Genomic DNA, 14445 nt, shown 5'->3' on the forward strand with positions numbered 1-14445 from the left:
CATCGAGCGATGCGACGCAACGCCCGAGCGACCCCTTGCTCGGGCGCAGGGTGCTGATTGTCGAAGACGATCCTTATATCTCGCTCGCTCTGGAAGAGACCCTGACGGACTTTGGCCTTGTCGTCGCCGGCTCGGCCCGCACCCTGTCCCAAGCCCTGCGTCTTGCGCTAGGCGCCGCCTTCGACATCGCCCTCCTGGACGTCAACATAGGGCCGGACCGGATCGACCCGGTCGCCGACGCAATTTCCGCGCGCCGAATTCCCTTCGTCTTTACGACCGGTTGTGGGCGCGCCGGCCTTCCGGAAAATCATCCCCTGCGGCCGATTATCGAGAAGCCTTTTTACGTCGAAGAGATCCTGCGGACCTTGCGAGAGCAGCTCGCCCACGCCCAAAATGACTGACTTCTCCCCTCCAGCGCTCCCCCGATTCGCGGGAGAGTGAGCCTGCCGCCTTCGTGAACAATCATAATCTCGGGTCGGCGCCACTTTGTCGCCGCGCTTGCCCGCGAGAAATCAAAAGAACAGCGAAGGAGAGAATGAGCGTGTCGTCGGATTGGGAAGGCGGTCCCAAGGAGGCGCCGCGCGCCAGAGGCAGATTCGCGCAGGTCGCGGTCAGCAAGCGAAATCTGCTGATCGCCGCGCTGGCAGCTCTTCTCAGCGTCTGCGTCGCGGCGGTCGCGATCGCGCCCTGGCTCTATTCTTCGACAGCCGCGCAATCGGCGATCGCCGTACAGATCCAAGACGCGACAGGCCTTTACATCCAGGCGCGCGGCACGCCGCGCCTCCTGTTCGCGCCTCGTCCGAGCGTTTCGATCGAAGGCGTCGCTTTCGCCGATCACAACGGCGCCCTCGTCATCCAGGCGGAAGAGCTTTTCGGCGGGCTGAAGCTGCTGCCCCTTCTCTCCGGCCGACTGGATGTCGACTCGATCACCTTGAAAAGGCCGCGCATAAAGGTCGATCTCGATCAGAAGCCGATCGATGCGCCCGGCGCCGCCGCGCGCGCCGCCGCCACCCAGCCGGCGAGCCCCGCCGCTCAAAAGGCCGATAATTTCCGCCTCGGCGTCCTCAATCTCGTCGATGGTTCGCTCCGGCTGAGACGAAACGGCAAGGACTATGCCGCTGACCGCATTTCGGCGACGCTCGACTGGCGCAAAGTCGGCGAGCCGGCGGCGCTGACGAGCGCCTTCGACTGGCGGGGCGAACGCCTGCAGCTCATTCTCTGGGTCGCGCGGCCCGGCATGCTCCTGCGCGGCGACCCCTCGGTCGCCACCGCCCGGCTCGACGGCGAAAGCCTAAGGCTCGAGGCGCAAGGGGTGGCGGAAGCGAACGCCAATGGCCGTTACTCCGGGCGCGTCGCCGGTTCGGCGACATCGGTGCGAGACGCATTGAGTCTCTTCGACCTCGACGCGCCCCTGCCCGGCCCGTTCGGGGACGCGCAGTTTTCCGCCCAGGCTGTGATCACGGCGCGAGAAGCGGCGCTGAAAGAGCTGCGCGTCCATGTCGACGGCAATGCTTTCGAGGGCGAGCTCACCCTGCGCGACGACGACGGCAAGCCAAGCCTCTCGGCTGCCCTGAAAAGCGATTTCGTGGCGCTGAAGCCGATGCTAGCCGACGCTCCTCCCTTGCTCGGGCCCGACGGGCAATGGAGCCGGGAGCCGCTCGATCCGCCCAATCTTTCCGGGGCCGACGTCGACCTCAACCTCACGGCCCGCCACGCTCGCTTGGGTCGGCTCACGATCGACGAGGCCCGCATCTTCCTCGCGCTGCGAGATGGTGTGCTCGATCTCTCCCTGGCTGAAGCTCAAGCCTATCGGGGCAGGCTGAAGGCGCACGCCACGTTCAAACCAGCCGACGGCGCGCTCGCCGTGCACGCCTCGGCGCAAACAACCGGCGTCGACGCCCGCGCGCTGCTCTGGGACGCATTCGGCACGCAGACGCTGGGCGGCGCTCTGGATTCATCGCTCACCCTCGACGCCTCGGGCGGCGCTGTATTCGATATGATGCACAGCCTGAACGGCAGGTTTTCGGCGGCCTTGAGCGACGGCGAAGTCACGGGGGTCGATTTCGAGCGCGCGCTTCGCCGCTTTGAGAAGCGTCCGCTCTCCAGCGCCCAGGCCGCCCGCTCGGGCAGCTCCGTGCTTCAAAGGGCAAGCGTGAGCCTGCTCATCGAGAATGGCGTTGGGGCGTTGAGCGACGGCGCAGCCTATGGCCCTGGTTTCGCCTTGCGGTTCGAAGGGAGCGCCAATCTGGCCGAGCGCATCCTGTCGTTGAAAGCCGCCGCCCAGGAAGCCGACGCCTTAGGCAAGCCGCGCGACAAAGGCCTGCAAATCGCTTTCGATCTCAATGGCGGATGGGACGAGCTGCGCCTCGCGCCCGATCCTCAGGCCTTCATTCGCCGCTCGGGCGCCGCGGCTCCTCTGCTGCCGGAGCCCCCGCCGGCGGAATAACTTAAGCCGCCTCCGTCTCACGCGGGGCGTGCTCGAGGAGCTCGGTCAGCGAGCTTGGAATATCGAGATAACGGAACCGACGCAACTCGAACCCGATCCCGACCAGGCCCCAGGGCGGCGTATAGGTCTGCCAGGGCCGGATTTCGCCCAGGACCACGACATAGCCGCCGTCGATAGCCGGCGCGATGCGCTCGACTGTGTATATCGCGCCACGCAGCAGGCCGCCGTCGCCATAGCGTCCGGGCCCGGCGTCGACGCAGACGACCTCCGTTCCGGGAGGGGTGTCCGGGCTGATCATCTTGCTTCCTCATCCCAAAGGCGCTCGCCGCACGCCGCGCCCTCATGCGGTGATATGGAGGGCGCGGCGGCTTCGGAAGCAAGACGCAAATCGTCAGCGCAGGCCACTCACCAGAATTTGAACAAGCCAAGCAGGCCTTTTTTCAACTTCTTACGATCGAGCGCCGCGAGTTCGTCATAGATTTTTCGGGCATCCGAGCGCAGCGCCAGCAATTCGTCGTCCGGGACGTCGAAATTAATGGCGGCGAGGCGTAGCTGACGACGCGCTTCGTCGAGCCGGGCCTGTGCGTCGGCAATCAGAGCATGCAACATTGTTCTCCCCTCTTCAGGTGAGCGCGGCCGATTTTTCGGCGCTTATTGCCCATCCGCGTGCATTTTAAGCGCAAATGGCGGAGATGAAAATGGACGCTGCTGCGCTGCGAAAAGAACGGGTTAATGAAGGCGGCGCGCCACGCTTCGCCATCGTCATGGCCGGGCTCGTCCCGGCCATCCACGCCGTGCAGCTGACCGAGGCGCGGGGGCGCGTGGCGGAGGAACTGGGAGCGCCACGAAAGCCTGCGAAAGCTCATCCATGGCGATCGCACCTCCAAGTGGACTGCGCCCCTCGGCGTGGATGGCCGGGACAAGCCCGGCCATGACGGTCCCCGAAAAGTGTGGGGTTCCCGCAGGGGCCAAAGCGCCAGAATTTGCTGATTTTTTGAGGTGGAGGCCTCGGAGGGAGGCAAACAAGCAAGCAATTTCAATTGCTTAATTCCAAGGTGCGGGGAAAATGCCGACATTGAATATAAACGGCATTTTTCGACGCCCCCCGCACCTAAGCAGGGCGATTCTGACCTCACGTGCGGCCACAGGCCCCTCCCGCTCCGAGCGCCATTTTCGTGTCAGCTCTGCGACCGGTTGACTGTTTAATCCGGCATTTCGCCTACAATTGCGCCCCGCAAAGAAGCAGCCCGGTTATCCGGTATTAGGTAGCAAACACACCTAGTAAAATTAAAGCAAAGGTAGTGTCCTAATTTGAAGCGTCGTCCTCAAATTTCCTCAACCGTTCAATCAGGCTGCCAAGCTCGGCCTGGCATAGCTCTAAATGGGTGCGTATCTCATTTCTCTCTGCCTCCCGAAGAGGATTTGAATAAAGCTCGCCCCAATCGATTTGGATTGACTCCCTGAGCGTATGGATATCCCGGAGGAGTTTCTCTATTTCGCTCATTTGGCTCCCCTACGCACCACCGCGATTGCGGCTTTCAGCGTGTCCTGCGGCGACCATACGCCGCTCAAATGCAATATTGCGAACATGCGCCGCATGTCGGTTCCTTCAATAGGATCCGACCACACATCGTCGCGGCTTGCTTTGGGGTTGCCTCTGGGTTGGAAACCTCAACCACGCCTTCCCACACGGCGCGGCGCTAGGTAGCAAGCAGGCCTAGCCCATTGCGTAAAATATAAGACACTGATTTACGTGCAGTTTCTATTCTGGAAAGTTATCCACATCCTGATGGTCGATCTCGCCGCACCGGCGCCCAAGGGGGCGGCGACGCACTGACTGGCAGGCCTGATGACGTCATCCGAGGATTAAGGATCGTTAGCTAAGCCTACCCGAGCGCCGTTGCCGCAGCCAGAAGGTCTGCCCCTAAGAAGCCAAGCGCGAACATCGCGCCGACGCCAATCGAAAGAATACGCCAGAAGGCCTGCTCTCGCGTCATGTGCGTGAGCCCTCGCGAAGTGGTGGAGCCCCACACCCCCATTTAGGATGACAGGCCATCAAATCGAGCGGCGCCTTGGAGGCGCGCGGACTGATGTTCTACCGCTGTGGATACGGCTTTCCGAGAGGACCGCCGATTGGCAGCACCGTAAACAGGGGCTCGGTAGCGGTGATCGATAAGAACTCGTTGGCGATCATCGTCCGTAACCGCTGTTTTCAGGCCACCTCTTTGAAGGCCGCGGCGGATTGTGCATAGGCCCAAGGCATCAGTTCGTCGAGCTTACTGGCGAGATGGCCGTTGACGATCTTAGAAAGAGCGTCAGCGATGTAGGCCAGCGGATCGACGCCATTGAGCTTGCAGGTCTCGATGAGCGAGGCGACGATCGCCCAGTTTTCGCCGCCTCCGTCCGAACCCGCGAAGAGAGCGTTTTTCCGATTGAGGGCGATGGGACGGATTGCACGTTCGACGACATTGGAGTCGATCTCGATGCGCCCGTCGTCGATGAAGCGTGTCAGGCCGTCCCAGCGCGAGAGCGCGTAGCGGATCGCCTCGGCGAGCTTGGTCTTCTGGCTGATCAGCGCGAGTTTTTCACGCAGCCATGGCTCGAGCGCGTCGAGGATGGGGCGGGATTTCTCCTGCCGCGCGTCCCGACGTTTGCCGGCGCTTTGGCCGCGGATGTCGCTCTCGATGGCGTAGAGTTCGCCGATGCGCGCCAGAGCCTCGCTGGCGATCGGCGCGGGACCTGCTGCGGCGAGTTCGTAGAAGCGCCGGCGGACGTGAGACCAGCAGAAGGCGAGCGACACGCTGTTCTTCTGCGTCAGCGCGCGATAGCCGGCGTAACCGTCGACCTGCACGACGCCCGTGAAGCCAGCAAGATGCGTGAGCGGCTGCTCGGACTTTCGGTTTTGCGCATAGACATAGACTGCGATTGGCGGATCGGCGCCGCCCCATGGCCGGTCGTCACGCGCATAAGCCCAAAGTTGGCCAGTCTTGGTACGCCCGCGCCCGGGGTCGAGCACCGGCGCCCTTGTCTCGTCAGCGAAGATTTTCGTCGACGATCTGATGTGTTCCAGAAGCCGCTCGTGCACGGGCCGCAAATGCCAGGCGGCGCGACCAACCCAGTCGGCGAGCGTCGAACGGTCGAGGGCGATCCCCTGCCGGGCGTAGATCTGTGCTTGGCGATAAAGCGGAAGATGATCGGCGTATTTGGAAACGAACACATGTGCGACTGTCACCTCCGTCGGCAAGCCGCCTTCGATCAGCCGCGCCGGGGCCGGCGCCTGCACGACCGCGCCCTCGCAGGCGCGACAAGCGTATTTGGGTCGACGCGTCACCAGCACGCGGAACTGCGCTGGCACGACGTCGAGCCGCTCAGAGACATCTTCGCCGATCTGGTGGAGCGCGCCCTTGCAGCAAGGACAGGCTTTATCCTCGATGTCGATGATGGTTTCGATGCGCGGGAGATGGGCAGGTAGCGCGCCACGGTTCGTGCGGCGCTTTCTGGCCGCCTTTTCACGTTCGGCGGCGGACTTGGCTTCCCCCTCCGCCGCGGCGCCCGCTTCCGTCTGCTCGACCTCTTCGAGCGCGAGCAGCATCTGGTCTTCGGGAAGGGTCTCGGCGCGCCGTCCAAAGCGATGGCGCTGCATCTCCTTGATGATCTGAACGAGACGCTCGTTGCGCGCCCGCTCGGCAAGCAGCATCGCCTTCAGTTCGTTTGGATCGTCGGGAAGCGTCTCGATCGCCTGCGCCATAGTCGCAGAAGACCATATTTTCCGCCGCCTTTCGACGTTCTTCGATGCCCTGATTCACTGTGTCGCGGCTTATCCCGGCAAGGTCGGCGCCGCCGTCTCTTTCGCCGCGCGCACGCGGCGAAAGTCGAGCCCCTCCAGCAGCGCCGAAAACTGCGCCGCGGACAACCGCATCACCCCGTCTTCGATCTTCGGCCAGCGGAACTCGCCATCTTCCAGCCGCTTGGCAAAGAGACAGACGCCCGTGCCGTCCCAGAACACCAGTTTGATGCGATCAGCCCTTTTCGCGCGGAACACATAAACAGCGCCGTCAAAAGGATCTGCCTGCATCGTCTCTCGGACCAGCGCAGCCAAGCCCTCGGCGCCCTTTCGGAAGTCGACGGGCTTCGTCGCCACCATGACGCGGATCGCGCCTGTCGGCCCGATCATGAACTCGCCTTCAAGGCGTCGATAATCGCCGTGACCATGCCCATGGGCGCGTCACGCCAGATCCAGACGCTTGCACCGTCAATTGCGAGCTCAATCACGTGCGGGCGAGCAACCGGTCTGCTCTCCGACCCCAGAGCGACGGGCGCTTCCTCTCGTCGCTCGACAACAACCGGCGCAAATGAAACAGCATCGAGTTCCGCTTGCCGTCGCGCCTTTCGTCGCCACGAAAACAATTGCTGCGGCGCCAGCCCATGCCGTCGCGCGACAACTGAAACTACCGCGCCAGGCGCAAGCGACTCTTCGACGGCTTGCGCCTTCTCCGCAACCGACCATCGTCGACGACGTTCGCCGCCGCCCGTGATCACTTCGATCCGGCGCACCGCTCCGCCATTAGGCTCAAGCGTAGGGTCAAGTCTGGACACAAGCCTTATCTCCAAATCAGGAGATCAGACTCGCTGCTTTCAGCATCGGTTGGAAGGTGGGACCGCAACAGCGCTTACCATCGTCCGATAAAAGAAACGCATTTTCTTCTCGTAAGGGTCGAACATCGACCAGCCAACCATCCCGGTGTCTGGCCTCCATCCGCCTGTCGGATAGTGATGGTTGTCCCTGAAGCCGGGCGCGCTCTTGATCATATGCTTAGCCAAAGGCATACGCGCGATTTCCAGGTCTCGAAATAACGATTTCAGTGCGTCGAATTTTTCCGATTTCTGGTCCTTAAATGTTCTCAACACTTCGTAGAGGCCGAAAATCCACAGTTTCGAATGAGCGGAGCACTCGCAAATCAAAAAATCGCGTTCGTCCTTGGCAGAATTATTAGGTGCGAGAAAAGCGATACGCTTTTCCAGATCCAGCAAATGCCGTTCAGCATAGCCGAGGTCATACACGCTCAGAGGAATGGTCGGCGTTTCGTTGCTGCTCAGCCATACGGAGCTTCTAATCCATAGCTCTTGGCGGCGTGGGAAATCGAGGGGGCGCGCTTCCGTAATCCTCTGGCTCTTCGCCCGTGGCTATGCGCATGACTTTGACGGCGCGCGCGATGGCGTCGGCGGGCCGCTTCTCGCCTTTAGGGCCAATTGGCACTTTCCCCCTCCTTAAGTTTGGAGAGAACCATATCAGGGGACTCGTTAACTCGGACTAGTCCATTCTCGCCGACGCCGGCTAAGAACCATATCTCTGATCCATCTTCTACGGACCAAACAGAACTAGCTTTTGATAGGTTCACGTAAACCGTTTCTCCCGGTTTCCCCTGCGGCGTTAGCTTGACCCACTCTGAAGCCACCATCCCCTCCCGCTTTCAGCTAATCATATCAGGGAGATTGGCGTGGCGCGAGCCGGAGTCAACCCCGCCAAATTTCAAACTGAGACACTACCCGTTGTTCGGCAGCATCGTCACCGGGATATCGTTGGCCTCGGCGCGCCTCACCGTCTGAAAGCCGATATTCGCGCGTTTCCCGCCCTCTCTTGAGGCGGCCGAATAGGGATCAGACCCCGCCCGAAGCTCACGGGGCAGCCGCCGGGTCTAGCGGTCGTCAGAGGGCCACCTTGGCGGGGCGGTCTTGGAGCTTCATTCCGTCCGCTCGATCACAACGCCCGAAAGCGTCGCTCGCTATCAACCCTTTGAACACTTTTCGGTTCGCGGCTGCGGCAGCAATTTTCCGCGGGCTTTCCCCGCCCATCCAGCTTGTCGCCCAATCTAGTGGTCGAAATCTAACGCTTGGTTCCCGCTGGCGGCGGATTTTGCCTTGCGTCTGTTGCCGTTTGTGTCGCAACCCCGCATCCGAAATCTCATCCAAGAGGGATCAGGCGCGAGACGGTTCGCGTTGGAACCAAATCAATGAAGGGAATCGCCAGAGGGGTTACAATGCAAAAGATCGATATTTTCTTGCGCCGTGTGATCACGAATAACGCCTTGGCCTTCGTTTCCATTTCGATTGTAGCAATTCTTTGCAACGTTATCGCTTTTTGGATTCCTCTATACATTGGCGTATTAGACAGACAGCTGGGAGCATTTTGGATTTTGATGTTCATCCCGTTGATCTTGCTTGGCACGCCTACGGTTTACGCGGTGTATATTTTTACGTCATTTGAATTCAGGAAGAATAACTCTACCGCATTAAATGCGCTAGCTGCAGTCATTTTCGCATTCCTAGGGTCAGCGTTTCTGTTGTGGCTGTCGCTCGCGTTGGCGTTTCGAAACCTTTAAACGAGATAGGCCCTTACCGACGATGCGAATCCCGAAAAGGACTCTATCGTCAGATTTTATCTACTAGGGAGCAAGGCCTTGCCTTCCCCGAATCGCTCGCGTAGCTTCCCCGCAATGGCGTCGTGGCGCGGCGCCAAAGAGAAACACCCCGACCGTGGATGTAACGGCGGGCGTTTTTCTTATAATGTTAACTCTTCTGTGGATCGTCTTTTTGAGCGATAGCGCAATATTCGGCTTTCCACGGCAACGTGTCGAAATCCGGCTCATAGCCCTTGTCTCGATACTCTTGCTCAGGAATGTCTATCCCGATCCTGCCAATTTCGACGAGAGCGGTATTTGGTTGACCGCGCTCGCCTGACGTCCGGTAACGTCCCTGCGGTTTTTCTGGCATAGCTCATCCTCCCGCTTTCCTTAGGTAGCGCGTTCGATGCCGAGGCTGCGTCGGCCTACCGTAAATACGCCCTCTGGGGTGTTTTTTCCCGGGAACGACCTATTTCCCATTGATCGCCTTCATCAAGCCCCCAGAGGCCCGCCTGGCAGACGCGAAGCGTCGCGCCAGAGCTGCTGAAATTCGGGCCGGCAGGCATGACTGCGATATAAAGAGCGACCGTCTTCCAATGTGGCCAGCGACGGTGAAAGGAGGTCGCCCATGAAGCTATTCACTTGGCTTCTTACGACCAACCCCGGAAAACCCATAGGGTAAAAACCAGAGGTCGCCGGGCTTTCGACAGGGAGAGCGAATGACCAACAATATCTGGCAATAACGGCGGGCTCTGCAGTCAGCCGCCACGGTTTGAATCCGCAGGGAAATTGCGAGTAGCCCCTGTCCCCCCTGCCTCACTTCGCAGAGCCTCTGTACGAAGACGAAGTCAGCAATGCGCCATAAGCGGTCCACCGAGGCCAACCGTCGACGGAACGGCTGGCCTCTTTTTCAGCGCCTCGAGATCGGTCTTTCGCCTCTCAAAATTTTGCGGCTAGGCCCTGGGGCTGATCGAGGACCGTCAAAGGGCCCGATAACGTCAGTCGGACCGCGGGCGGATCCTGAGGTTTGAAGTAACGATCCATGATGCCGTTGCTGCCCCCCGCATAACCCGGGAAGAGGAAATAGTCTTGCCGGGCGAAAGCGCCGTAACCATAGTCGATCGCGCTCGACCGGTTATTGGTGATGTTGAAGGCGTCGACCTGCAGTTTCCAGCCATTCTCGAGCCGATAGCCGACCCGGGCGTTGACCGTCGCCATGGCGGAGGATTTGATCTGTCCGTCCTCGGTCAGTGGGCGCGAGCCGAAATAGCGGTAATAAAGACCGCCGAACCAACCCGTTTTTTCGCCGAGATCAATGCCGCTCTTCGCCACCCACACGGGCGCCAGCATCAGATAATTGCCGGGGGCATTGCCGGGAATGTTGAAGGGAAAGAGCGGATCGCCCGCGCCGGTGGTCACGAGCTGCAAATAGGCGGCCTGCTGAGGCGCGTCCGAACCGCGGAAACGCGCATGGGTGCCGGTCACTTCCGCATAGGCGTTGATCCAGGTGGTCGGCGCATAATTGCCCGTCCATTCGAAGCCGAGCCGACGCCCAGGGCGTCCGTAGCCCGTTACGCCGGCGTCGCCGTTGAAGACGTTCTCGGCGTCGAAATCCTGCCAGAAGAGCGAGAGCGTCGTATCCAGACCGGGGAAGGGCTTGGCCCGAACGCCGGCCTCGGCGCCGCGCGTTTTCGTCAGGAGCTGGTTGTTGGGCCCATAGGCTCCGGCGGCGGGGTCCCAATGGGCGACCGAGCCGCGAAGATCCTCTTCGCGAAAGCCTTCGCCGAAGTTCAGGAAGAACTCGGAATGGGCGATGTCCTGGAAGGGGCCGAACACGGCGCCCGCCTTCGGGCTCGTGAACCACCGGCCGAGCTGGCCGTCATTCGCCGTGCCGAGAATGAAGGGCGTTCCCGTGAACCATCCCGGCGCCAGGGCCGGGTTCAGCACGGAGTTCACCGAGCCATGCACGTAATCGAGACGGAAGCCCCCCGTCGTGCGGAACCAGGGCGTCCAATAGACGGTCGTGTCGGTCCAGAGGCCGTGCGAGAAGTTCTTCAGATAGTCGTTTCTGACTTCGTCATATTGCTGGCGGAAGAAGGAATCGCCTGAGCCGTTGCGGATCTCGTCGTAGCGCGACTGAAAGCCCACGCGCGTCTCGACGGGTTTCGACGCAAAGCTGTAATTCCAGCCATGCAGCGCATTGATCCCATACATCGACCGTCGGTCGAACTGATGCACCTGGTCGTTCAACGGCAGCGGATTGGTGAGATTATAGGTGAAGTCGTCATAGAGATTGGTGGTGGTGCGGATCAGATAGCCCTCGAAGCGCGAGAAATCCGTCTTGTTCGTCTCGCTCCAACGCATCGAGAGGCTGTAGCGCGTGGCGTTGCCGCCGTCGCTCGGGTCCTGCGTGCCCCAGCGCGACATCAGCCCCATGGCCACGTCGTGCATGGGAATCTGGTCGGTCGCGAACCAGTGGTTGGAATAGGCCATGGCGGTGACGGCGAGGCCGTTCGTCTCCGTGCCCATGCTCCAGCGCGCCACGCCATTGATCTTGCGCTGCTCGTCCGGGCGCTCCCAGGGGCCGTTATAATTGTTGAGCTCGAGCGCCATCAGCAGATCGCCGCCGCCGACGGCGTAGGATTTCACGCCGAGCAAGCGCCCATAGCCGAAGCTGCCGCCCGTCGCCGTGACAAAGCCCTTCGGCGCGGAATTGAGATATTGCATGTGGATGGCGCCGACGGAGGAGAACTGCCCTTCGTCCGCGAAATAAGGTCCCTTGCGCACGTCCACCGAGCTGAACAGCTCCGGGATGATGAAATTGGCGTCCGCATAGCCGTTGCTGTGAACGTGCGAGGCCTGGTTGATCGGCATGCCGTCGATCGTGAGCCCGATGTCATAACCGTGATCGAGCGCGAATCCGCGCAAGAAATACTGGTTGGCTTTGCCCGCGCCGCTGTGCTGCGACACGATAAGGCCCGGGACGATCTCGAGCGCCTGTCCTGGTTGCTCATAGGAGCGCGACGTCACCTGGTTGCCGGTAAAGCTCCGTGTGCTGGAGGACGTGACTGGGGCATTGCGATAGGAGGATTTTGGATCGACATTTTCTCCCGCTGCGGCGAGACCCGCCTCGGTCGTCGGCGTGGAAATGGTTGGAGCCGATGTGCGGGCTCGGGCGACTGCGCGGCCGGTCCAAGTTGCATTTCCGCGCTGGGTCTGACGCGCTTTGGCTCCGCCAACGTCGATGGTGGGCAGAGTATGCATCGCAAAGGCGGTCGGCGATGCGAGCACGAACGACAGCACAAATAGGCTGATGCGGTTGGCGTGTTGCTTTAACATGATGCAATCTCATGGAGCGCCGTCGCGGCGCGATCGGCAACGCTGCGAGCCGCATTGAGACGACCGCCGCAAACGCTGCCAATTGAGTGGGAACGCGGTAATTAAACGAGCGAGCCGGTAGGCTTCACGCGTCATCAGACTCGAACGCTCGGTGGCGGCGCGCGAGCGCGAGTAGTGCGCCCTTCAGCCTCACGCGACCGACTTGGCGTTTCGATGATCGCTGGCAGTCTTTCAGGTTCCCGTCGCAGGAAGCTGGAAACGGCCTTGCCCGGCAGTAGCGCAAAATCTTTGATGGATGTCTGGCAGATTGGGCATCCGTCCACGCAATCGTGATTGCCCGGAGCCGGCGCACCATTGGACAAATAGCAATGCTGGAGATGTCCCCAGGTCGCCGACGAGGAGAAATGGAACGCAATTTTGGCGTAACCGCCGCTCAGAGTGAGCAGTAGGATCAGATTGATCGTTAAAATGTGTCGAAAAAGCGTTGTCATCTGCTTCCTGGCGCGGGTGGCCATGGGCATATATCCTAGACGCGAGCAACACTGTTGGGCGAAGCAAAAACGTCTCTGTCAAGCTAGTTTTTCGGAGGCTGTTGCAGAGTTGCTACAATTCAACTGGCTAAAGAACATTTGACAGGCGCTTTTTACTAATTCGTTTCCGTTCATTTGCTGGATTGTTTCTCAGACTCCTCCGAATGAAACGAAGGCCTCCGCTACATTCATGTCCGAATGGCTGAAATGCCGAAGTCTGCAAAGGGTCTGTAGAGGCCTTTCGCGAGGGACTGCTTTGCGCCATTAGCTGACTTCGTCGCTCGCCCCGATCGCCAAGATCGTAGCGGCTCGTTGTCCCAGTTCTGCCCGGGCGCAGGCTTAAGCGTCGGGGCCTCTCGGATCACAAAGAGCAATCGCCGCCCACCATTGAGAGGGGCAGATTTATAGCGCAGCGACAAAAGCATTTTCGGACCACAAATAGATTTGGCCCTGCCGGCTCCTGTAAGAGCATGATATGGTTTAGCACATGCCGTCATTCGTGGGGGCCGTGTTCCCATTTGGGAAATCAACTCGAAAGGCCATGTTTGATCTCTCGGTTCCTCCATCTCGCCATTGGTTACTGGCAAGGAAAGTCACGGACCGCCGCATGGGCTATATCGATCGGATTTCTGATATGCCTTGTTGTGAATACATACATGGCCTTGGCGATCAATCGCTGGAGTAAGGGCTTTTTTGACGCGCTTTCGTCGCATGGCGTCGAAGAAATCTTTCAAAGCATGAATAGACTTGCGCTTTTGGCCATCGGCACCGGCCTGGCCTCCATCGCAACGACGCAGTGCCGCATGCGCTTGCAGGTGGGTTGGCGGTTGTGGTTGACAGGCACGCTTCTCGAACGATGGTTGCAAAAAGGCAATCAGCGCGCCTGCGCGATTTCGCCCTCCATCGACAATCCGGAGGCGCGCATCGCCGACGACGGCCGCCTCGCCGTTGAATTGCTCGTCGATCTCGCCGGCGGTGTCGTCAATATCGTCTTGGTGTCGGCGGCTTTTATACTCGTGCTTTGGAATGTGGGCGGTTCATATACGCTCTTTGGAAACGTCGTGCCGGGGTATCTGGTTCTTGCCGTTGTCGTGTATTCGATGCTGACGTCGCTTGGAATGTGGGTTTTGGGTCGTCCGCTGGTCGCAAGCGTCGAGGAGAAGGCCGTTGCAGAAGGAAACTTCCGCTATGCACTCACGCGCGCCCGACATGAATTTGAAGCATCGACGATCATCGAGGACGAGGAGCGCCGGCGCGCGCTCGATGACTACCTAAAGCACCCGGTAAAAAAGACTTTGGCTCTCGCCGCAAATCCACAAGCCTCATCCGAAAAGGAGTGCGTCGCAGGCAATCCATTCGATCGCTTTCTTTATCACCTTGCAAATTCGTGGGGCCGCGTCATCCAGGGTCAGACAAAAGTTGTCTTTTTGACTCACGCGAACAATCTGCTTGCGCCAATCGTTCCGCTTATGCTGGGCGCTCCGAAATATCTTGCGGGCGATATGTCGCTCGGCGACCTGATGCAAGCGGCGGCGGCCTTTCTTCAGGTCCAGCTTTCGCTCAATTGGCTCGCCGACAACGCCCTGAGCATCGCAAACTGGTCAGCGTCGGCGCGTCGGGTGGCCGCTCTCGACCTCGCGATGGATGCGCAACCTATGGAACTGGAGAACGAGAGCCTACGGGAAAAGGAACACACAGCGTTTGGCGCCGAGCCCTAACAGCTCAATCC

At 60.3% G+C, this 14445-nt stretch carries 13 protein-coding genes; 4 read left to right on the forward strand and 9 right to left on the reverse strand.

Going from position 1 to position 14445, the window contains the following annotated elements; translation table 11 throughout:
• The first annotated feature begins 35 nt into the window (after positions 1-35).
• Together OGR47_RS11905 and OGR47_RS11910 are read left to right on the forward strand one after the other, a co-directional pair.
• The gene (locus tag OGR47_RS11905) at positions 36-401 is read left to right on the forward strand and encodes a response regulator (protein WP_246729735.1); all 366 of its coding nucleotides are present in this window, start codon (positions 36-38) and stop codon (positions 399-401) included.
• A 134-nt stretch (positions 402-535) separates the two neighbouring features.
• Positions 536-2446: an AsmA family protein gene (locus tag OGR47_RS11910; RefSeq protein WP_165053688.1), complete on the forward strand. Its 1911-nt coding sequence runs from the start codon at positions 536-538 to the stop codon at positions 2444-2446.
• Between the two features lies 1 nt (position 2447).
• On the opposite strand, the gene OGR47_RS11915 is transcribed toward OGR47_RS11910, so the two are convergent.
• From OGR47_RS11915 to OGR47_RS11940, 6 genes are all read right to left on the reverse strand, one after another.
• Positions 2448-2744, reverse strand: coding sequence for a hypothetical protein (locus tag OGR47_RS11915; protein WP_165053685.1), 297 nt, complete (start codon positions 2742-2744; stop codon positions 2448-2450).
• Between the two features lie 107 nt (positions 2745-2851).
• Entirely contained in the window at positions 2852-3055 is a 204-nt protein-coding gene (locus OGR47_RS11920) for a hypothetical protein (protein WP_165053682.1), read from the reverse strand.
• 1603 nt (positions 3056-4658) lie between these two features.
• Positions 4659-6194: an IS66 family transposase gene (gene tnpC, locus OGR47_RS11925; protein WP_216697905.1), complete on the reverse strand. Its 1536-nt coding sequence runs from the start codon at positions 6192-6194 to the stop codon at positions 4659-4661.
• Between the two features lie 69 nt (positions 6195-6263).
• Positions 6264-6620 carry an IS66 family insertion sequence element accessory protein TnpB gene (tnpB, locus tag OGR47_RS11930; RefSeq protein WP_165056354.1) on the reverse strand — a complete coding sequence of 119 codons (357 nt, stop codon included), beginning with the start codon at positions 6618-6620 and terminating at the stop codon, positions 6264-6266.
• Positions 6617-7042: an IS66-like element accessory protein TnpA gene (tnpA, locus tag OGR47_RS21880; RefSeq protein ID WP_371824408.1), complete on the reverse strand. Its 426-nt coding sequence runs from the start codon at positions 7040-7042 to the stop codon at positions 6617-6619. Before tnpA ends, tnpB begins: the two co-directional genes overlap by 4 nt.
• A 39-nt stretch (positions 7043-7081) precedes the next feature.
• Complete coding sequence (locus tag OGR47_RS11940; protein ID WP_165056259.1) at positions 7082-7477, reverse strand: hypothetical protein; 396 nt, start codon at positions 7475-7477, stop codon at positions 7082-7084.
• 1007 nt (positions 7478-8484) lie between these two features.
• Between OGR47_RS11940 and OGR47_RS11945 the strand changes: the two genes are divergently transcribed.
• Complete coding sequence (locus OGR47_RS11945; protein ID WP_165056257.1) at positions 8485-8826, forward strand: hypothetical protein; 342 nt, start codon at positions 8485-8487, stop codon at positions 8824-8826.
• 187 nt (positions 8827-9013) lie between these two features.
• Here the strand turns inward: OGR47_RS11945 and OGR47_RS11950 are convergent, their stop codons facing one another.
• From OGR47_RS11950 to OGR47_RS11960, 3 genes are all read right to left on the reverse strand, one after another.
• Positions 9014-9217 carry a hypothetical protein gene (locus OGR47_RS11950; protein ID WP_165056255.1) on the reverse strand — a complete coding sequence of 68 codons (204 nt, stop codon included), beginning with the start codon at positions 9215-9217 and terminating at the stop codon, positions 9014-9016.
• A gap of 569 nt (positions 9218-9786) precedes the next feature.
• Positions 9787-12186: a TonB-dependent receptor gene (locus OGR47_RS11955; RefSeq protein ID WP_216697907.1), complete on the reverse strand. Its 2400-nt coding sequence runs from the start codon at positions 12184-12186 to the stop codon at positions 9787-9789.
• 134 nt (positions 12187-12320) lie between these two features.
• Positions 12321-12701, reverse strand: a complete 381-nt coding sequence (locus OGR47_RS11960; RefSeq protein ID WP_165056251.1) for a hypothetical protein — start codon at positions 12699-12701, stop codon at positions 12321-12323.
• A gap of 671 nt (positions 12702-13372) precedes the next feature.
• Here OGR47_RS11960 and OGR47_RS11965 point away from each other — a divergent pair.
• Positions 13373-14434: a hypothetical protein gene (locus OGR47_RS11965; protein WP_246729905.1), complete on the forward strand. Its 1062-nt coding sequence runs from the start codon at positions 13373-13375 to the stop codon at positions 14432-14434.
• The last annotated feature ends 11 nt before the right edge of the window (positions 14435-14445 follow it).

Origin of the sequence: Methylocystis sp. MJC1, assembly GCF_026427715.1 — a bacterium.
Lineage (GTDB): Bacteria > Pseudomonadota > Alphaproteobacteria > Rhizobiales > Beijerinckiaceae > Methylocystis.